We start from the raw sequence: 19,849 nt of genomic DNA, 5'->3' as shown, positions 1-19,849 counted from the left end.
GTTGCCGTCACACCCGGGTCGGGTCCGGTGATTCAGTCGAAGCGGAACCAGCGCGTCGCGAGCCAGCCCGTCACCGCGCCCCACACCACGAGCACCGCGATGCCGTACCAGTCCACGCTGGTGTGCAACGCCTGGTCCAGTGCCTCGGCCAGCGCTCCGGAGGGGATCAGTCGCGCGATCAGCGTCACCGCGTGCGGGAGGTTGTCGGAGGCGAAGACCAGGCTCGCCACTCCCAGCATCACGAACCACAGGATGTTGGCGAGCGCGAGCACGATCTCGGCCTTGAGGGTGCCGCCCAGCAGCAGTCCCATCGCGACGAAGGCGGCGGTGCCCAGCATGATGACGAACGCGCCCAGCAGCAGGCCGCCGATCGAGGGCCGCCAGCCCAGTGCGACGCCGATCAGGCCGAGCAGAACCGATTGCAGGACCACCACGATCAGCACCGCCGCGCATTTGCCGCCGACGATGCCCCAGCGCGGTAATGCCGTGGCGCCCAAGCGTTTCAGCGCACCGTAGCGGCGGTCGAAGCCGACCGCGATGGCCTGGCCGGTGAACGCGGTGGACATGATGGCCACCATCATCACCGCCGGCACGATCCGGTCGACCTTGTGGTGTTCGCCGAGGCTCGAGCCCAGCGGCAGCAGAGTCAGCCCGATCAGCAGCGTGATCGGGATGAACATGGTGAGCAGGAGCTGTTCGCCGTTGCGCAGCAACAGGATCAGTTCCATGCGGGTCTGCGCGGTCAGCATCGCCAGGCGCGGGGCCGGCCGCGGTGCGGGGCTGAAGGTGCCGGGGGTGAAACGAGGGGCGGTCCGGGTCATCCGCGCAGCTCCCGTCCGGTCAGTTCGAGGAACACATCCTCCAGGCGGCGCTGGTCGATGCGAATGTCGGTGGGCAGCACGTCGATTCGCGCGCACCAGGCGGTCACGGTGGCCAGCACCTGCGGGGTGATGTCGCCGCACAGCAGATAGGAGCCGGGCGCGGTCTCGCTGGGCGCGAAACCTTCCGGCAGTGCGCTCTCCAGCAGCGACAGGTCGAGTTTCGGCGGCGCGCTGAAACGTAGTTGGCCTTCCGCGCCGGCGGAGGTCACCTCGGCCGGGGTACCGGCGGCGACGATGCGGCCGTGATCGATGATCACCAGCCGGTCGGCCAGCTGTTCGGCCTCGTCCATCATGTGCGTGGTGAGCAGAATGCCGACGCCGTCGCGGCGCAGCGCATCGATCAGCTCCCACACCAGATGCCGGGCCTGCGCGTCCATTCCGGCCGTGGGCTCGTCGAGGAAGACCAGCTCGGGTCGCCCCACCAGCGCGCACGCGAGCGCGAGGCGCTGCTGCTGACCACCGGAGAGTCGCCGATACGGGGTGCGGCGAGCGTCGTGCAGGCCTAGGGTGTCGAGCAGCCATTGCGGATCGAGCGGATCGGCGGCGTAGGAGGCGACCAGATCGAGCATCTCGCCGGCCCGCGAACCCGGATAGGCCCCGCCGCCCTGCAGCATCACACCGATGCGCGGGCGCAGGCGATCCGAATCGGCGACCGGATCCAGCCCGAGCACTCGCACCGAACCGGCGTCGGGGGAGAGGAACCCCTCACACATTTCGACTGTGGTGGTCTTCCCGGCGCCGTTGGGCCCCAGCAGCGCCAGCACCTCCGCACGTCCGACCTCGAAAGCGATCCCGTCCACGGCGGTGGTGTCGCCGTAGCGTTTCACAACACCGTCGATACAGACAGCGGGTTCCGAGGCTGCGCTCACGATGAGACACCGTATGCCGGGCCCGGCTGTGACGGAGCAGACACCCCTGTCCGGTTACGCCAGGGCAGCAGGTTCCGGGTCACCGCGATGAATCCGAGCGCGACGATGACCACGGCGACCGCCGCCTCGATGATCTGGAAGACCCCGAAATCCGCGCCGCGCGGCATCAGGATCACGCTCACGACCGCGGAGAACACCACGGCGGGGACTCGGAACGCGGGAGTGGTCGCCCACGCCGCGAGCGGCATGATCGCCCACAGCAGATACCACGGCTGCACGACCGGGAACAGCAGCACTATCGCCGCGAGCGACACACCCATCGCGCCGACCGGCTGCAACCGCCCGGTCCACGTGGCGATGAGCATGCGCATGGTGATCAGCGCCGCCACGACCGCGGCGATCGGGCGGGTAATGCTCAGCAGCGCGGTGGTGTGGTCGCCCAGTCCCAGCAGCACGCCGCCGAATCCGGTGACGATGCCGACCGCGGTGGGTAGCGACATCCAGCTGCGCACGGTGCTGGCGGCATTGAGGGTGTGTGTCCAGCCGAAACCGAGCCCGGAGGTGTAACTGACGAACAACGTGGTGACCACGGTGATCGCGCCGAGGACCGCCGCGGCGGCCAGCAACGGCCGCCAGCCGCGCCCCCAGCGCCGGGCCAGGGCCATGCCGACGAATCCGAGCGCGATGATCGAGGGGATCTTCACCGCCGACGACAGCGTGATCACCACGGCGCCGAAGGTCAGCAGGAGCCAGCCGCGCTGGTCGAACCCGCCCAGCCCGGATGTGTGCTCGGTAGCCAGCGCGCGCAGGCAGAACTCCACCCCGGCCAGCATCAGGCCCAGCATCAAGGCTTCGTTGTGCACGCCGCCGACCAAATGGAACAGCACCAGCGGATTGGCCGCGCCCAGCCACAGCGCGCTGACCGGCGCGACTCCGCAGCGCCGCGACAGGCGCGGCAGCGCCCAGACGATCAGAGCCACCCCGGCCAATGCCAGCAACCGATGCGCCCATACGCCGACGATGATGTTGTCGCCGGTCACATGGGCGATCCCGCGGCCCATCCAGACGAACAGCGGTCCGTACGGGGCGGGAGTGTCGCGCCAGATGTTGGGCACGTTGTAGGTCAGCACGTTGTGCAGGCCCAGGCCGGTGGCCGGGCCGACGGCGTACGGGTCGAGGCCGCGGGCCGCGATCTCGCCCTGCGCCAGATACGAATAGACGTCGTTGGAGAACAGCGGCGGCGCCACCGACAGCGGGATGATCCACAGCAGCAGCGTGCGATCCAGCTGCGAGCGGCTGAGCCGATGGACGGGGGAGCCGCCGAAACCGCCGACCGCGAAGCGGCCGAGCAGCAGCCACGCCATCACGACGAAGACCGTGCCGATCATGCACAGCGCCAGCGACGAGGTCTGCCAGCGTGCGAAGACGCCGATCACCCGGACACCGGAGACCGGATTCTGCAGTACCGGCTGGGCGGCGACGCCCAGCGCGCTGATCGCCATGAGCACCGAGCCGGTGGCGCCGAGCAGCCGAATTCGCTTGAACTGCGCGGTTTCCCGGCTGTCCAGCCCCGGCGCGTCGGCTTCGACGGTGTGTAGTACCGCGATGGTGTGATCGGCGGGCGGGACGTCCAGGCCCAGGGCCCGGCGTCCGATCTCGATGCTCCTACGCCATGCGCCTTCCACAACCGCCACGGAGGTCAAGCGTAGCCGGGGTGGGAGCCGCGGCCGTCGCAACGTCGCGGCGCGGGCCGTGACATATTGCACCGGCGGTCGATGCCCAGGTCGGAGCCGCATCCGGCTGCGATTCAGGGCACCCTTACTAGAATGCGGGAAATAATTCCGTCACACTGATGTTGTGAAAACCGTGGGTTTGCGGGAGAACGAGGTGAATACCGAGCGTCAGCAGGGCGCCCGGCCTTCCGCCGCGCCCGCGGCCGCCGCCGGTGAGGGGCATACTCGCGCGGCCGTCGTCCAGCTGCTGCTGGAGGAGGGTCCGATTACCGCGACGGCCATCGGGCAGCGGCTGGGTCTGAGCCCGGCCGGCGTGCGTCGTCATCTCGACGCGCTGATCGAATCCGGCGAGGCCCGGGCCATGCGCTCGGCACCGTGGCAACAGCAGGGCCGCGGTCGTCCCGCCAAGCAGTTCCAGCTGACCGCGGCCGGTCGCGGCCGGCTCGGCCACGCCTACGACGATCTGGCGGGAGCCGCGATGCGGCAGCTGCGCGAGATCGGCGGCGAGAACGCGATCATGGATTTCGCTCGCCGTCGCGTCGGTGTGATCGTCGCCGGTATCGATCGCCTGGCTCAGCACACCCCGGCCGCCACCTCGGAGAAGGCGGAGGAGATCGCCGAGGCGTTCAGCGACGCCGGATTCGCCGCCACCACTCGCAAGGTCGGCTCCGGCGTCCAGATATGCCAGCATCACTGCCCGGTCTCGCATGTGGCCGAGGAGTTCCCGGAACTGTGCGCCGCCGAACTCGAGGCGTTTCGCGAGCTGCTCGGAACCCACGTACAGCGGCTCGCGACCATCGCCAACGGTGATTGCGCCTGCACCACCCACGTACCCCTGTCCGTTCCCCCGACGAGCAATCCCCCGACGAGCAATGCTCAGCCCGCCACCCGCGCCGTTGTACAGCCCGCAACGGCAGCTCGAAACGACTCCGGAAGGAGTGCCGAATGACGTCGACCACCGCGGCGAGCCGTGAATCCGATGCGCCCCAGAACCAGCCCCTGACCCAAGAGGAGACCATCGCCTCGCTGGGTACCTACGGCTACGGCTGGGCGGATTCGGATATCGCCGGCGCCAGCGCCAAGCGCGGCCTGTCCGAGGACGTCGTGCGCGACATCTCGGCGAAGAAGAACGAGCCCGAGTGGATGCTCAACGCCCGCCTCAAGGCGTTGCGGATCTTCGACCGCAAGCCGATGCCGAGCTGGGGCTCCAACCTCGAGGGCATCGACTTCGACAACATCAAATACTTCGTGCGCTCGACCGAGAAGCAGGCCGAGAGCTGGGAAGATCTGCCCGAGGACATCAAGAACACCTACGACAAGCTGGGCATCCCGGAGGCCGAGAAGCAGCGCCTGGTCGCCGGTGTGGCCGCCCAGTACGAGTCCGAGGTGGTCTATCACCAGATCCGCGAGGATCTCGAGGCCCAGGGCGTCATCTTCCTCGACACCGACACCGGCCTGCGCGAGCACCCGGAGATCTTCCAGCGGTACTTCGGCTCGGTGATCCCGGCCGGCGACAACAAGTTCTCCGCGCTGAACACCGCCGTGTGGTCGGGTGGCTCCTTCATCTACGTCCCGCCGGGCGTGCACGTCGACATCCCGCTGCAGGCCTACTTCCGGATCAACACCGAGAACATGGGCCAGTTCGAGCGCACCCTGATCATCGTCGACGAGGGCGCCTACGTGCACTACGTCGAGGGTTGTACCGCGCCGATCTACAAGTCCGACTCGCTGCATTCCGCGGTCGTGGAGATCATCGTGAAGAAGGGCGGCCGCTGCCGCTACACCACCATCCAGAACTGGTCGAACAACGTCTACAACCTGGTCACCAAGCGGGCCAAGGCAGAGGCGGGCGCGACCATGGAATGGATCGACGGCAACATCGGCTCCAAGGTCACCATGAAGTACCCGGCGGTCTGGATGACCGGCGAGTACGCCAAGGGTGAGGTGTTGTCGGTGGCGTTCGCGGGCGAGGGCCAGCACCAGGACACCGGCTCGAAGATGCTGCATCTGGCGCCGCACACCTCCTCGACCATCGTGTCGAAGTCGGTGGCGCGCGGTGGCGGCCGGGCGTCCTACCGCGGCCTGGTTCAGGTCAACAAGGGTGCGCACGGCTCCAAGTCGACCGTGAAATGCGATGCGCTGCTGGTGGATACGATCAGCCGCTCCGACACCTACCCCTACGTCGACATCCGCGAGGACGACGTGACGATGGGCCACGAGGCCACCGTCTCCAAGGTGTCCGAGGATCAGCTGTTCTACCTGATGAGCCGCGGCATGACCGAGGACGAGGCGATGGCGATGGTGGTGCGCGGCTTCGTCGAGCCCATCGCCAAGGAACTGCCGATGGAATACGCGTTGGAGCTGAACCGGCTCATCGAGCTGCAGATGGAAGGAGCGGTCGGCTGATGCCGGTCGAGAATGTGGCTGTCGCGGGCGAGGCCCGCATCCCGGCCGTCAACAAGGGTGAGCTGTTCGCCTCGTTCGACGTGGGCGCCTTCGAGGTGCCCTCGGCCCACGACGAGGCCTGGCGGTTCACCCCGCTGCGCCGGCTGCGTGGCCTGCACGACGGCACCGCGGTGCGTGACGGCCGAGCGGGTATCGAGGTCGCTGCCGTCGACGGCTCGGTGATCGACGGTGTGACGGTCGAGACCGTCGGCCGTGACGACGCCCGGCTCGGCGAGGGTGGGGTGCCCACCGATCGTGTTGCCGCCCAAGCCTATTCGGGTTTCGAACAGGCCACCGTGGTGTCGGTCGGCGCCGAGACCGAGGTCGGCCGCCCGGTCGTCGTCCGGGTCACCGGCCCCGGCGCGGACAAGACGGCCTTCGGACATCTGCAGATCCGGCTCGGCAACTTCGCGGTCGCGACGGTGGTCATCGATCAGCGCGGCAGCGGAACCTACGCGGAGAACGTGGAATTCGTGCTCGGCGACAGCGCCAAGCTGACCGTGGTCGCGGTCCAGGACTGGGACGACGACGCCGTGCACGTCACCGCCCATCACGCCAAGCTGGGTCGCGATGCCGTGCTGCGGCACACCGATGTGACCCTCGGCGGCGATCTGGTGCGGCTGACCGCGACCGTGCGCTACGACGGCCCCGGCGGCGACGCCGAACTGCTGGGCCTGTACTTCGCCGACGACGGACAGCATTTCGAGCAGCGCCTGCTGGTCGACCACGCACAGCCGCACTGCAAGTCGAATGTGCTGTACAAGGGTGCGCTGCAGGGCGATCCGAGCTCGGCCAAGCCCGACGCGCACACCGTCTGGGTCGGCGACGTGCTGATCCGCGCGGAGGCCGAGGGCACCGACACCTACGAGGCGAACCGCAATCTGGTCCTCACCGACGGCGCCCGTGCCGATTCGGTGCCGAATCTCGAGATCGAGACCGGTGAGATCCTCGGCGCCGGCCACGCCTCGGCGACCGGCCGATTCGACGACGAGCAGCTGTTCTACCTGCGTGCTCGCGGTATTCCGGAGGAGGCTGCCCGCCGTCTGGTGGTGCGTGGTTTCTTCCACGAGATCATCCAGAAGATCGCGGTCGTCGAGATCCGGGAGCGGCTGGAGTCGGCCATCGAGGCCGAACTCGCCGCCATCGGTGCCTAGCACCGACGCGTCCCGGCAGCCCGAAACCTCCACCAGCCCAGAAGGAATGCAATGACCACCCTCGAAATCAAGGACCTGCACGCCGAAGTCGCCAATCCCGACGAGAACGGCGAGCCCATCAAGATCCTCAAGGGCGTGAACCTCACCGTGAAGTCGGGCGAGACCCACGCCATCATGGGCCCGAACGGCTCCGGCAAGTCCACCCTGTCCTACGCCATCGCCGGACACCCGAAGTACACCGTGACCCAGGGTTCGATCACCCTCGACGGCGAGGACGTGCTGGCCATGTCCGTCGACGAGCGCGCCCGCGCCGGCCTGTTCCTGGCCATGCAGTACCCGGTCGAGGTGCCGGGTGTGTCCATGTCGAACTTCCTGCGCACCGCCGCGACCGCCGTGCGCGGCGAGGCCCCGAAGCTGCGCCACTGGGTCAAGGAAGTCAAGGAGTCGATGGGCGAGCTGGAAATCGACGCCGCCTTCGCCGACCGCAGCGTCAACGAGGGCTTCTCCGGCGGTGAGAAGAAGCGCCACGAAATCCTGCAGCTGGGCCTGCTCAAGCCGAAGATCGCCATCCTCGACGAGACCGACTCCGGTCTGGACGTCGACGCGCTGCGCATCGTCTCCGAGGGCGTCAACCGCTACAAGGAGCGCGAGAACGGCGGCGTCCTGCTGATCACCCACTACACGCGGATCCTGCGCTACATCCAGCCGCAGTTCGTGCACGTGTTCGTGGGCGGCCGCATCGTGGCCGAGGGCGGCTCCGAGCTGGCCGACGAACTCGACGCCAACGGCTACGTCCGCTTCACCCAGACCGCGACCGCGGGAGCCTGATATGACCGCTGTGACACGCACACTCGACGTCGCCAGGATCAGGGCCGATTTCCCGATCCTGAACCGGACGGTGCGTGACGGAAAACCGTTGGTGTACCTGGATTCCGGGGCCACCTCGCAGCGACCGCTGGCCGTCCTGGACGCCGAACGCGAATTCCTCACCCACACCAACGCCGCCGTGCACCGCGGCGCGCATCAGCTCGCCGAGGAGGCGACCGACGCCTACGAGGGCGCCCGGGCCGATATCGCGCGCTTCGTGGGCGTGGAGGCGAACGAGATCGTCTTCACCAAGAACGCCACCGAGTCGCTGAACCTGGTGACGTATTCGTTCTCCGACGACCGCTTCCCGTACCACGTGGGACCGGGCGACGAGATCGTGATCACCGAGCTGGAGCATCACGCGAATCTCGTTCCGTGGCAGGAACTCGCGCGTCGCACCGGCGCCACCCTGAAGTGGTACGGCATCACCGACGACGGGCGCATCGATCTGGATTCGCTGGAATTGTCGCCCGCGACCAAGGTCGTCGCGTTCACCCATCAGTCGAATGTGACCGGTGCGGTCGCCGACGTGCCCGAGATGGTGCGCCGCGCCAAGGCGGTCGGCGCCCTGGTGGTGCTCGACGCCTGCCAGTCGGTCCCGCACATGCCGGTGAACTTCCGTGAGCTCGGCATCGATTTCGCCGCCTTCTCCGGGCACAAGATGCTGGGTCCGTCCGGTGTCGGCGTGCTCTACGGCCGCTACGCCCTGCTCGAGGAGACCCCGCCGTTCATCACCGGCGGATCCATGATCGAGACGGTCACCATGGAAGCCACCACCTACGCGGCGCCGCCGCAGCGGTTCGAGGCCGGCGTACCGATGACCTCGCAGGTGGTCGGATTGGGCGCGGCCGTGCGGTATCTCGAGGCGATCGGGATGGACGCCGTTGCCGCGCACGAACATACGCTGGTCGGCGCCGCCCTGGAGGGACTCGGCGCGATCGACGGCGTGCACATCGTGGGACCGACCGAGAACGTGGATCGCGGTGGCGCGGTGTCGTTCGTGGTCGACGGAATCCACCCGCACGACGTGGGCCAGATCCTGGACGACGAGGGCGTGGCCATCCGCGTCGGGCACCATTGCGCCTGGCCGCTGATGCGCCGGCTCGGCGTACCCGCCACCGCCCGGGCCTCCTTCGCGGTCTACAACACCCTCGACGAGGTGGAGGCGCTGGTGGCCGCGGTCCGTAAGGCACAGAAATTCTTCGGTGTGGCCGACCGTTGAATCCGGTGAGCGCGAGCGACCAGTGAACGGGGCGTGAGATTCGCAATGCGTATGGAACAGATGTACCAGGAAGTGATCCTGGACCACTACAAGCATCCGCACCATCGCGGGCTGCGGGAGCCGTTCGGTGCCGAGGTGCATCACGTCAACCCGACCTGCGGTGACGAGGTGACCCTGCGGGTGCACATCGACGACAACGGTGACGTCGCCGATGTGTCCTACGACGGGCAGGGCTGCTCGATCAGCCAGGCCGCCACCTCGATCCTCACCGATCAGGTCATCGGCCAGCCCGTGCAGCAGGCGCTGAAGGTGGTCGACTCCTACAGCGAGATGATCTCGAGCCGCGGCACGGTCGAGGGCGACGAGGACATGATCGGCGACGGCATCGCGCTGGCCGGTGTGTCGAAATATCCGGCCCGGGTGAAATGTGCCCTGCTGGGCTGGATGGCGTTCAAGGACGCCGTGGTGCGGATAACCTCGGCCGAAGAGACCAAGCGGACCATGGGCAACAGGTCCGCGGGAAATGGGGAACGTCATGACTGAGACGCCGGCAACCGAACAGACGGACACCGGGGCCGAACTGTCCCAGGAGCAGATCGCGCTGCTCGAGGATATGGAAGAGGCGATGCGTGACGTCGTCGACCCCGAACTCGGCATCAACGTGGTCGATCTGGGACTGGTCTACGGGATGCGGGTCGAGGAGGACGTGGCCGTCCTCGACATGACTCTCACCTCCGCGGCCTGCCCGCTCACCGACGTCATCGAGGACCAGTCGCGAAACGCGCTGGTACGCAGCGGTTTGGTGGAGGATCTGAAGATCAACTGGGTATGGATGCCGCCGTGGGGTCCGGACAAGATCACCGACGACGGCCGCGAGCAGCTGCGCGCACTGGGCTTCACGGTCTGATTCTCGTCACCGGGTAGGGGGCGAAGTGGACATCTGGGTTCGCCGTGGAGCAGGATCGCCTGCGTCCAGTACGCAGACTCGAACGGGGTGGATTCACGGATGTCCCATATGTTTACGCGCGTCCGCTCGGCGGCCGTCGCAGTGATGGCCGGTGCGGGTTTCGCGGTGGCCGGTGCCGCCGGTTCGGCTCAGGCCGACGGTGACCTGCACGGTGCGATCGCCTACTCCGACAGCAGCGGAGTGGTCGCCGCGGCCACCAATTTCGCCGACGCGCCCAGCGCGGATGCCGCGGCCCGGGCGCACTGCGGCCGCGGTGATTGCCGCGTCATCTTGGATTTCAGCAACGGCTGCGGTGCTGTCGCCCAGGGAGCGGACGGCCGGATCGCGGTCGGCTGGGGTCCGACCCAGGTCGAGGCGGAGAAGCAGGCGAGGGATTTCCTGGGGCCGAGCGCCCCGCCGTTCCCCGACCTGGGGAGCGCGATCCCGCGCCCGGCGAACATCGCCTTGAGCAGTTGCACCGCGAACGCGCACTGAACGTTTCACACCCGCGGCGGCCGACCTGGTTCCAGGTCGGCCGCCGTTGTTTTCCCCGGGAAGGCCTGCTGCGCGATATCGTGAGGGCCGAATTGCCGGACCGGCCGAAACGGTAGGAGCAGCAGTGGATTTCGACATACCCTCCGAGCTCAGCGACTATCTGGCCGAACTGGATGCCTTCATCGACCGTGAGATCGTGCCGCTCGAACGCGAGAACGACAACATCCGCTTCTTCGACCACCGCCGAGAGGACGCGCGCACCGACTGGTATCACGGCGGGCTGCCCAGCGCCGAGTGGGAGGAGTTGCTCGCCGAGACCCGCCGCCGAGCCGATGCCGCCGGGCACTACCGCTACGCATTCCCACCCGAATACGGCGGCCGCGGCGGCGACAACCTCGATATGGCCGTCATCCGCGAACACCTCGCCCGCCGGGGACTCGGCCTGCACTGCGATCTGCAGAACGAACATGCCGTGGTCGCCAACAACGTGGGCCTGCTGCTGATGCTGGAATACGGTTCGCCACAACAGCAGGCGGAGTGGGTGGAGGGCCTGGCGGCGGGCACGAAATTCTTCGCCTTCGGCATCACCGAACCCGAACACGGTTCCGACGCCACGCATATGGAAACCCGCGCGGTGCGCGACGGCGACGGCTGGGTGATCAACGGCGAAAAGACCTGGAATACCGGCATTCACACCGCCGACGCCGATCTGATCTTCGCGCGCACCGCCGGCGAGGCGGGTGACGGCACCGGTATCACCGCATTCCTGGTGCCACCCGATACCCGTGGATTCACGGTCGAGGAATATCTGTGGACCTTCAACATGCCCACCGATCACGGGCGGGTCACCCTGCGCGATGTGCGCGTCGGCGCCGACGCCGTCTTCGGACCCGAGGGCCGCGGTCTGGCGGTGGTCCAGCACTTCTTCAACGAGAACCGGATTCGCCAGGCGGCGTCGAGTCTCGGAGCGGCGCAATACTGCATCGACCGGGCGGTGGCATATGCCAAGGAGCGCAAGCCCTTCGGCAAAGCGCTCGCCGAGAATCAGGCGATCCAGTTCCCGCTGGTCGAATTGCACACCCAGTGCGAGATGTTGCGCACGCTGATCCACAAGACCGCCTGGACCATGGATCGGCACGGCACCTTCGCCGCGTCCGAACAGGTGTCGATGTGCAATTACTGGGCCAACCGATTGTGTTGTGAGGCAGCCGATCGCGCCATGCAGGTGTTCGGCGGCCTCGGCTATTCCCGCCACCAGCCCTTCGAACACATCTACCGCCACCACCGCCGCTATCGAATCACCGAGGGGGCGGAGGAGATTCAGATGCGGCGAGTAGCGGGCTACCTGTTCGGATTCATGTCCTCCCGGGCGCCCAAGGGCGTGTGAGCAGCGCGAAACGGCCCTGCGTCCGGTGAGGAAACCGCGGGGCCGTGAAGGCGCTGGGTAGCGACGTTACTTCTGAGCCTGCACCACGATGGTGCCGACGATCTTGTCGGCGAAGGTCTGGTTCTTCTCGTCCCACAGCGGCCACAGGTAGCCGAGGCCGCACAGGGCGTTGTCGAGAATGTGGCAGAGCTTGCGCACGAAGGCCATGCCGAAACCGAGCACCTGACCGTCGGCTTCCTTGATCACGCGGATGCCGACGACCTTCTTACCGGGCGTCTGACCGGTCGTGCCCTCCTGATGGATGAGCCACAGTCCGAGGCCCACACCCACGGCGATGGCCAGCAGCAACAGGATGATGCCGACTGCGGTCAGGCCGCCCCCCGTGCACGTGCTGGAGTAGGAATACGACGAGCTGTACGGGTCGTCGTCGAACGAGCAGTCCACTTCCTTGGTGCCGAGCCCGAACGCGAGCCCGTACAGGATGGCCAGCGGGACGCCGACGATCAGCGCGTCGATGAGGTAGCCGCCGACGCGCGCGAACCAGCTGGCGTACGGTGCGGGCGGGCCGAATCCCGGCTGCTGATAGCCGTATCCGGGTCCGGCCGGCGGGTAACCGGGCGCACCGTAATTCGGTTGTGCCGCACCGTATCCCGGAGGGGGAGCGGCATATCCGGGCGGCGGCGCGCCGTAACCCGGCGGGGGTGCGCCGTAGCCCGGCTGCGGGCCGGCGGGCGGATACCCGTAGCCCGGTTGCCCCGGCTGGCCGTACGGGCCGTTCGGGTCCGACGGGTTGGTCATATGTGGTTCCTCCGGAAGCTGGTGGTACGGGGACGATCCGGGCCCCGACCGGGTCGAACTGTGATTGCACCGTACGGTAACCGCCAGGCCCCGCCAAAGTATGGCCGACCCGCGCGCAATGGGCGCGCCGAACAGTCGGATATCTCACGATTGCCTGATTCGGCGAATGTGCGCGGACGGGGCGCTATGCCCCCTTGCGAGTCTGTTTCGTGGCCTTGGGCGCCGCTTTCTTCGCGGTCGACTTGCTCGCCGACTTGCCGGTGGATTTCGACGCGGCCCGCTTCGTGGTCGCCTTCGCGGTCGACTTGGCCGCGGATTTCGAGGCGCGGCCCCGGCTCGACTTCCCGGATTCCCCACCGCGGCCGGTGGCTTCGAGGCTGCGCTGCAGCGCGGCCACCAGATCGACCACCTCGGCATCCATCTGCGCCGGTTCTGCCTCTTCGTGGCGGGTGACGCGGTCGGATCCCGATTCGATGGCCTCGTCGAGCAGCTTCTTCAGCTCGATCTGATAGTCGTCGGTGTACTGATCGGGATCGAAATCCTCCGACATGCTGTCGACCAGCGTCTGCGCCATCGCGACCTCCTGCGAGCGCGGCGCGGCGGCATCGTCGAGCGATTCGAATTCGGCGGCCCGCACCTCGTCCGGCCACAGCAGCGTCTGCAACACCAGCACCCCGTCACGCACCCGCAGCGCCGCCAGCCGCGTCTTCTGCCGCAGCGTGAAATGCACCAGCGCGACCCGGTCCACCTGATCGAGCGTCTTCGCGAGCAACACGTACGCCTTGGGTGTCGTGGAGTCGGGCTCGAGATAGTAACTGCGGTCGAACAGGATCGGATCGATCTGCTCGGAGGGCACGAACTGCAGCACCGGAATCTCGTGCTTCTCGGCCACCGGCAACTTCGCGAAATCCTCGTCGGTGAGAATCACCTTGTCGCCCTCGGGCGACTCGTACGCCTTATCGATATCCGCGAAGGCCACCGACTGCCCGCACACCGTGCAGACACGGTCGTACTTGATCCGTCCGCCGTCCTTGGCGTGGACCTGATGAAACCTGATGTCATGGTCCTCGGTGGCGGTATAAACCTTCACCGGAACATTCACCAGCCCGAACGCGATGGAACCCTTCCAGATCGATCGCATCCTTTGATGCTACTGATGACCGGTTGGTTTTGTCCGGCGAAGCGGCGCGACCTGCGGGTTCGTGGTTGTTGAGGAGTGTTGTCGGTTGGTGTTTGTTGCTGTTCGTGGACCTGCGACGTCCTGTGGACGTCCTGATGCAGACGTCGTTTGCCCACGTGCAGTGCTATTTTCGAGACGTTTCGCGCCGACAGCTGAACCGTCCGTCAGGGTCGATTCGCCGTTTTGACCGCTTTGGCTGGCGCGCAATGTTGTGATACGGATATGCGCATCTAAACATTAGTCGCGACTGTGTCGGCGCGCACGTGGTCAACGTGCGGCGGCGGATCGGATGAGGTGCAAAGCGCGTTGTTCAAACTCGAAAAGCTCGCTGCCGCAGAGAAATCGGCCGACGTTATCCGCCGCGAGGCGACCAAGATCGACAAAACGGTGACCGACTTCGCGACCGAGGTCGAATTGGTGCTCGCCGAAGCGCTCACTGCCCTCACGATCAGCGCCGGGCCGACGTCTCTGACTATGGTCAACACCGACGTCGCCTGAGCATCTCCTTCCCCGATTTCCGCCCGGTCAACGAGCAGCAGCCGCCCCGTTAGGCGAAGTGGACCAACGCGTCAATCGCGACGCGCCGGTCCCGTTCCCATCTTCGGTGTGCCCCCGGCGGGGCACTGTGAACATGGGCCCGGGTCCGAACTGCGATTTCCTAAAGGGCAGTTGGCTATTGACGCTGATTACCAGCTGTGAATCGGGTGTTTCGTCGCTGATGCCCGGCAGGTCGTGACGTGCTCGTGCAGCTGCGCCGTCACCCCGAACGAGCAAACAGCATCCGCCACGCTCGGCCGTTGCTCACCACCCATCGCGGTGAACACTGCCTGCCTCGTCGGTCGGGTCGAACTGGCGCCCGGTGGGCGTGGCGTGAGTGGCCGCAGGACTATCGGCTTGCCCGGGGGACGGCAATGGCGGTCAGCGTGTTCGTGGGTGACGTGTCTGCCATCTGCTCGATCTCCCAGTCAGGCACCGGCCGCGCTTGCCGTAGAGCGAGGCCGGTGCGCTACTCGGCGGTGATGTACCCCGCCTTCACCAGCAGTGCGTCGCGCATCTCGGTGACGAGTTCCTGTAGCGGCTTCGTCTCGCCGGCAACGCTCTTCGCCTCTTCAACGGCTTCGCCGATGAGCTTGGCCTGCTCGATCGAGACGATATGGAATGTGTGGTGCTTCTTGAACTCCTTGCCGACATTGCCGGCCAGCCCGCCTTCGAGGCAGAGCTTGCTCAGCAGGTCGACTTTTGCGACCCCGGAGCCCTCGCTGAAGTCGAGGTCGGCCAGATCCACCCACACGATATTGGGTGCGGTGGTCGACTCGAAGACGTAGCGGAGGTTTGTCAGGTCACAAACCGTTTGCCACAGCGTCTGCGAGGCGTCCGGCTTGCCCGGCTCGGCGAGGCGGAATGGCTGGGCGGCGTTGTGGATGATGCTGTACATCGCCGCGATGGCCTGCAATTGGGTCTTCGGCTGGACCTGATGTTTCACGTAGTACAACGCGCGGGCGAACCGATCGCGAGCATCGCACGTGCCCGGCAAGGGGGCGTCGCCGCCGAGCCCCTCGAAATTTTTCACCAGTTCGAGCTGCTTGTCATAGGTCGGCGAATTCGTCATCACGAGGTAGTCCCGGCTGTGGAAAATATTCAGTTCGCCGCCGATGTACTCGAGGATCACAGAGTCGCCGGACGCATCGTCCAGCGCGAGGTGGATCGCCGGGTGACTACCGCCGGTCGGATCCGTCATCGGGACCACTTGCGGGTCGTTCTGCCGGGTCCAGTCCACGGCCGCAGCGACGGTGGGGAAGTTGTCCAGGTAGTACTGCAGCCACACCGACATCGCCAATTGAGGACGTGAATCATCGGGTTTGCCGTACTCCGACTCGGCCAGCCACAGCACATGTCCAGCCATGCCCTTCTCATTGATGCCGTCCGCCGAGAGGATGTCGTAGACACCGGAGACGACACTGCCGTACTTGGCCATCCAACGGAGCTTGCCTCTGACTCGATCGTCGCGCTCGATACCGCGTGGAAGCTTCCAAATGTTGGTATGCAGCTCCTGGTGGAAGTCCATGTTGCGACCGACGATGACTGCTCCGCCGGCATCCGGCCAGATCACACGAGTGCACATGAAATGGGTCCCACTTTCTTTTCGACATGGGTCCATCGCCTTGGGGATGCGCCGATTTGGCAGGGAGAAGCCGTGACGCCATGCTAGGCCACGCCATCCCGGTAGGCAGGGATCTGCTCGGAATGGCACGAACCCGGGCCGTCCGTGCCGAGATTGGGACCAGCTATGCCGCTGGTCCGGTCACTTTGTGTCCGGGCCCGCGCGGCGGTGTAGATGCGAGGGCGCGCATGCGGTGACCGCAGAGATCGACCTATGGAAACAGTGCCCACTGAGCCCGGATCCACCGGTCGATGAGCTGGTGAAAGTAGGCGGAGATGCCTTGGAGCGGCAATGATCGGGTTGTCGAAGCTCAAATCAGGCTGACCGGTCCCCGATGGCGCGGCCGGTGATCGAGGCCATGGTCGCGTGCGAACAGTCGAATACATCCGCATCGACACCACATGGCCCAGGTTGGGGCGAGAATCGAGCGTGTTGTGACCGTGTCGTGGCGGCGTTTTCCCCGACGATCCTAGTCCGACCAGAGAGGATGCGTCAGCTGTGGCGAAGACGATGAGCCTGCTGAACGTCGACTGGGTTCGGTCACTCGATGTCGCCAACGCGGCGGCGGTCCTTCTGTCCGACGCCGCCCGGTACACATCTCCCGATCGATGCGGGTGGAGCAGTTGAGTAGCCATTGCCCGCGCCTCGCCCCGGATCGATGTCGGCCGGGGTTGTGGCGCGACTGATTTCGAAATCTCTGCGGGTCGGTGGTAGGTGGAGGAGGGGTGGCATCGCGCAAAGATGCCGCCGGAGAAGTCTCACTGAGCCCATATCCCTCGAGGATGACGCAACCGAACGAGGTTCACACACGAGGTCACCTTCACCGATGTCATCGATCATCACCCTCTCTGGCGGCGGCTCGATGTCGGCGCCGACGAACTCTGGCCGCGACGGGTGAACACCGCGCGGAACCGGCGGTGAACCCCGCGCTCCAGCCACCGCGGCCGGGCGCGGTGGTCCTCCGATCACCGAACAGAGGAGGGTCGTCGCGTCCGGGCCAGCGGTCGGGTGGCTCGGTTGGCTGCGGGTGCCGCGATCTACTCGGCATCGGACTCATCCGCCCGATTCGATTCCTGCGGGCCCGCTGCCGGGGCCTCGGTGAGCGCGGCGGCGTGGCTGCGGCCCGCCGATCCCCAGCCGGTGTGGGATTCGGCGCGCATGCGTTCGATCATGTGCGGGTAGTGCAGTTCGAAAGCTGGTCGCTCAGAACGGATTCGGGGCAGCTCGTAAAAGTTGTGCCGCGGCGGCGGGCTGCTGGTCGCCCACTCCAGAGAGTTGCCGTAGCCCCACGGATCGTCGGCGGTGACGACTTGGCCGTAGCGGTAGCTTTTGAACACGTTCCACACGAAGGTGATCATCGAGAACCCGAGGATGAACGACCCGATCGTAGAGATCGTGTTGAGGGTGGTGAACCCGTCGGCGGGAAGGTAATCGGCGTAGCGGCGGGGCATGCCTTCGGCGCCGAGCCAGTGCTGCACCAAGAATGTGGTGTGGAAACCCAGGAACGTGGTCCAAAAGTGCAGCCGGCCCAGGCGTTCGTCGAGGAAGCGGCCGGTGAACTTCGGGAACCAGAAGTAGATGCCGCCGAAGGTCGCGAACACGATCGTGCCGAACAGCACGTAGTGGAAGTGCGCGACGATGAAATAGGTGTCGGTGATGTGGAAATCCAGCGGCGGGCTCGCCAGCAGCACCCCGGACAGGCCGCCGAACAGGAAGGTGGTGACGAATCCCAGCGACCACAGCATCGGGGTTTCGAACGTCAAGTGCCCCTTCCACATGGTGCCGATCCAGTTGAAGAACTTCACCCCCGTAGGTACCGCGATGAAAAACGACATCAGGGAGAAGAACGGCAGCAGCACCGCGCCGGTAGCGAACATGTGGTGCGCCCACACCGCTGATGAAAGTGCGGCGATGGCGATGGTCGCGTACACGAGAGCGGTGTAGCCGAAGACGGGTTTGCGGCTGAACACGGGAAGGATTTCGGTGATGATTCCGAAGAAGGGTATCGCCACGATGTAGACCTCGGGGTGGCCGAAGAACCAGAACAGATGCTGGTAGAGGATCGGGCCGCCGGTAGCCGGGTCGTAGATGTGCCCACCGAGATGTCGATCCACCTCCAGGCCCATCAGGGCGGCGGTCAGGATCGGGAACGCTTCGAGCACCAGAATGCTGGTGACGAGGATGTTCCAGGTGAAGATCGGCATCCGGAACAGGGTCATGCCCGGCGCGCGCAAACACACGACGGTGGTGATCATGTTGACTGCCCCCAGGATTGTGCCGACACCCGAGACCGCCACCCCCATCACCCATAGGTCGGCGCCGACGCCGGGGGAGTGCACGGCCAGGCTCAGCGGCACATACGCCGTCCACCCGAAATCCGCCGCGCCACCGGGGGTTATGAATCCTGCGGTCGCAACGGTGGCGCCGAACAGGTAGAGCCAGTAACTGAGCGCGTTCAACCGCGGGAACGCCACATCGGGAGCGCCGATCTGTAGCGGCAGCACGCAGTTGGCGAACCCGAACACGATCGGTGTCGCATAGAACAGCAACATGAGTGTGCCGTGCATGGTGAACAACTGGTTGTACTGCTCATTCGACAGAAACTGCAGCCCGGGCCGTGCGAGTTCGGCACGCATCAGCAGCGCCATCAACCCGCCGATGAGGAAGAACGAGATCGCGGTGAAGATGTACATGACGCCGAGCAGTTTCGGGTCGGTGGTGGTGACGATCTTCCACATCGCCGCGCCCTTGGGGCCCATCCGCGCCGGGAACGGGCGCTCGGCCTGCGGGACGGGCTGGATTTCGACGGGCGCTGCAGACAACGGTGAATCCCCTCTCGGTCGACATCCTCGGCGGGCGTGGTGGTGCGTACCCCGGCCGTTGAGCGATCGGACCTGTCGGTGCATCGTTGTGGGCGCTGAGCGAGACGCCGGGGTGATGTGAACCGGATCCGCTGTCGACGGCGTGCGCCGGGAGATTCGGTGGGGTGTGTCACCGGTCTTAGTTTATACAAGCTTTGGATGTATAAATAGAGGTATGGCGTATGTGATCGGCGAGCCGTGCGTGGACGTGATGGACCGGGCGTGTGTGGAGGAGTGTCCGGTCGACTGCATCTACGACGGTGCTCGCTCGTTGTACATCCACCCCGACGAGTGCGTGGACTGTGGGGCGTGTGTGCCGGTCTGCCCGGTGGAGGCGATCTATTACCAGGACGACCTGCCGGCCGAACTCGAGCCCTACCTCGACGACAACGCCGCCTTTTTCAGCGAGACCTTGCCCGGTCGCGGCGAACCACTCGGATTTCCCGGTGGCGCAGCCAAACTCGGCCCCGTCGGGGTGGATACGCCGCTGGTTGCCGCGCTGCCGAAACGGAGTGCCCAGCCATGACGCGCGAAACGACGTCCGCTGCCACGCCGTCCAGTTCGCGTGCGACGCCGGCCGGGGCCGGTGGTGGGCGGCGCGGCGAGGTGCTCGCGGTATTGCGCGACTCGCGTGATGCGTTGAGCATCCTCGATATCGCCGCGCACCTGCAGTTGCATCCGAACACGGTGCGTTTTCACCTCGAGGCGCTGGTCGAGGCCGGGCAGGCCGAGCGGGTCGACAGTCCGCGCACCGGCCCGGGCCGGCCTCCGCAAATGTTTCGCGCCCATCGCGGGATGGACCCCGCCGGGCCGCGTAACTACCGGCTGCTCGCCGATATCCTCACCGCCC

The 19,849-nt window shown here is 66.3% G+C and carries 19 protein-coding genes; 12 read left to right on the top strand and 7 right to left on the bottom strand.

Going from position 1 to position 19,849, the window contains the following annotated elements; translation table 11 throughout:
* Positions 1–32: 32 nt before the first annotated feature.
* Genes NN2_RS12530 through mptB form a run of 3 tightly spaced genes read right to left on the bottom strand, consistent with a single transcriptional unit; the run spans position 33 to position 3,444 of the window.
* Entirely contained in the window at positions 33–821 is a 789-nt protein-coding gene (locus tag NN2_RS12530) for an ABC transporter permease (RefSeq protein WP_063013293.1), read from the bottom strand.
* Positions 818–1,750, bottom strand: coding sequence for an ABC transporter ATP-binding protein (locus NN2_RS12525; RefSeq protein ID WP_063013291.1), 933 nt, complete (start codon positions 1,748–1,750; stop codon positions 818–820). Before NN2_RS12525 ends, NN2_RS12530 begins: the two co-directional genes overlap by 4 nt.
* Positions 1,747–3,444: a polyprenol phosphomannose-dependent alpha 1,6 mannosyltransferase MptB gene (gene mptB / locus NN2_RS12520; RefSeq protein ID WP_063013336.1), complete on the bottom strand. Its 1,698-nt coding sequence runs from the start codon at positions 3,442–3,444 to the stop codon at positions 1,747–1,749. Before mptB ends, NN2_RS12525 begins: the two co-directional genes overlap by 4 nt.
* 163 nt (positions 3,445–3,607) lie before the next feature.
* Between mptB and NN2_RS12515 the strand changes: the two genes are divergently transcribed.
* From NN2_RS12515 to NN2_RS12475, 9 genes are all read left to right on the top strand, one after another.
* Positions 3,608–4,432, top strand: a complete 825-nt coding sequence (locus NN2_RS12515; RefSeq protein WP_082856946.1) for a helix-turn-helix transcriptional regulator — start codon at positions 3,608–3,610, stop codon at positions 4,430–4,432.
* Complete coding sequence (gene sufB / locus NN2_RS12510) at positions 4,429–5,889, top strand: Fe-S cluster assembly protein SufB (RefSeq protein WP_063013289.1); 1,461 nt, start codon at positions 4,429–4,431, stop codon at positions 5,887–5,889. Before NN2_RS12515 ends, sufB begins: the two co-directional genes overlap by 4 nt.
* On the top strand, positions 5,889–7,082 hold the full coding sequence (gene sufD / locus NN2_RS12505; RefSeq protein WP_063013288.1) for a Fe-S cluster assembly protein SufD: 1,194 nt from the start codon (positions 5,889–5,891) through the stop codon (positions 7,080–7,082). The genes sufB and sufD overlap by 1 nt, the downstream gene beginning before the upstream one ends.
* A 51-nt stretch (positions 7,083–7,133) precedes the next feature.
* Entirely contained in the window at positions 7,134–7,910 is a 777-nt protein-coding gene (sufC, locus tag NN2_RS12500) for a Fe-S cluster assembly ATPase SufC (protein ID WP_036502483.1), read from the top strand.
* Between the two features lies 1 nt (position 7,911).
* Entirely contained in the window at positions 7,912–9,171 is a 1,260-nt protein-coding gene (locus NN2_RS12495; protein ID WP_063013286.1) for a cysteine desulfurase, read from the top strand.
* A gap of 45 nt (positions 9,172–9,216) precedes the next feature.
* Positions 9,217–9,714 carry a Fe-S cluster assembly sulfur transfer protein SufU gene (gene sufU, locus NN2_RS12490; RefSeq protein ID WP_063013284.1) on the top strand — a complete coding sequence of 166 codons (498 nt, stop codon included), beginning with the start codon at positions 9,217–9,219 and terminating at the stop codon, positions 9,712–9,714.
* Positions 9,707–10,078 (top strand): metal-sulfur cluster assembly factor, encoded by a 372-nt coding sequence (locus tag NN2_RS12485; RefSeq protein ID WP_063013282.1) that lies wholly within the window; start codon positions 9,707–9,709, stop codon positions 10,076–10,078. The genes sufU and NN2_RS12485 overlap by 8 nt, the downstream gene beginning before the upstream one ends.
* Positions 10,079–10,186: 108 nt before the next feature.
* Positions 10,187–10,612 carry a DUF4189 domain-containing protein gene (locus tag NN2_RS12480; RefSeq protein WP_063013279.1) on the top strand — a complete coding sequence of 142 codons (426 nt, stop codon included), beginning with the start codon at positions 10,187–10,189 and terminating at the stop codon, positions 10,610–10,612.
* A gap of 124 nt (positions 10,613–10,736) precedes the next feature.
* Positions 10,737–11,999 carry an acyl-CoA dehydrogenase family protein gene (locus NN2_RS12475; RefSeq protein ID WP_063013277.1) on the top strand — a complete coding sequence of 421 codons (1,263 nt, stop codon included), beginning with the start codon at positions 10,737–10,739 and terminating at the stop codon, positions 11,997–11,999.
* A 66-nt stretch (positions 12,000–12,065) separates the two neighbouring features.
* Here the strand turns inward: NN2_RS12475 and NN2_RS12470 are convergent, their stop codons facing one another.
* Positions 12,066–12,797, bottom strand: a complete 732-nt coding sequence (locus tag NN2_RS12470; RefSeq protein ID WP_063013275.1) for an RDD family protein — start codon at positions 12,795–12,797, stop codon at positions 12,066–12,068.
* 184 nt (positions 12,798–12,981) lie between these two features.
* Entirely contained in the window at positions 12,982–13,938 is a 957-nt protein-coding gene (gene ku / locus NN2_RS12465; protein WP_063013274.1) for a non-homologous end joining protein Ku, read from the bottom strand.
* A 288-nt stretch (positions 13,939–14,226) separates the two neighbouring features.
* Here ku and NN2_RS12460 point away from each other — a divergent pair, with 288 nt between their 5' ends.
* Positions 14,227–14,475, top strand: coding sequence for a hypothetical protein (locus NN2_RS12460; protein ID WP_156511319.1), 249 nt, complete (start codon positions 14,227–14,229; stop codon positions 14,473–14,475).
* A 508-nt stretch (positions 14,476–14,983) separates the two neighbouring features.
* Here the strand turns inward: NN2_RS12460 and NN2_RS12455 are convergent.
* Together NN2_RS12455 and ctaD are read right to left on the bottom strand one after the other, a co-directional pair.
* The gene (locus NN2_RS12455; protein WP_063013272.1) at positions 14,984–16,099 is read right to left on the bottom strand and encodes a linear amide C-N hydrolase; all 1,116 of its coding nucleotides are present in this window, start codon (positions 16,097–16,099) and stop codon (positions 14,984–14,986) included.
* A 1,076-nt stretch (positions 16,100–17,175) separates the two neighbouring features.
* On the bottom strand, positions 17,176–18,897 hold the full coding sequence (gene ctaD, locus NN2_RS12450) for an aa3-type cytochrome oxidase subunit I (RefSeq protein WP_063013271.1): 1,722 nt from the start codon (positions 18,895–18,897) through the stop codon (positions 17,176–17,178).
* Positions 18,898–19,174: 277 nt separating this feature from the next.
* On the opposite strand from ctaD, the gene fdxA reads away from it, so the two are divergent.
* Positions 19,175–19,525, top strand: coding sequence for a ferredoxin (gene fdxA / locus NN2_RS12445; RefSeq protein ID WP_063013270.1), 351 nt, complete (start codon positions 19,175–19,177; stop codon positions 19,523–19,525).
* A partial coding sequence (locus NN2_RS12440; RefSeq protein ID WP_156511318.1) for a helix-turn-helix domain-containing protein occupies positions 19,522–19,849 on the top strand: 328 nt, incomplete at its 3' end. The genes fdxA and NN2_RS12440, both read left to right, overlap by 4 nt.

It is taken from the genome of Nocardia nova NBRC 15556 (genome assembly GCF_001613005.1).
Lineage (GTDB): Bacteria > Actinomycetota > Actinomycetes > Mycobacteriales > Mycobacteriaceae > Nocardia > Nocardia nova.
The sequence above is the reverse complement of the archived record's forward strand: the minus strand, read 5'-3'. Positions and strand labels throughout refer to the sequence as shown.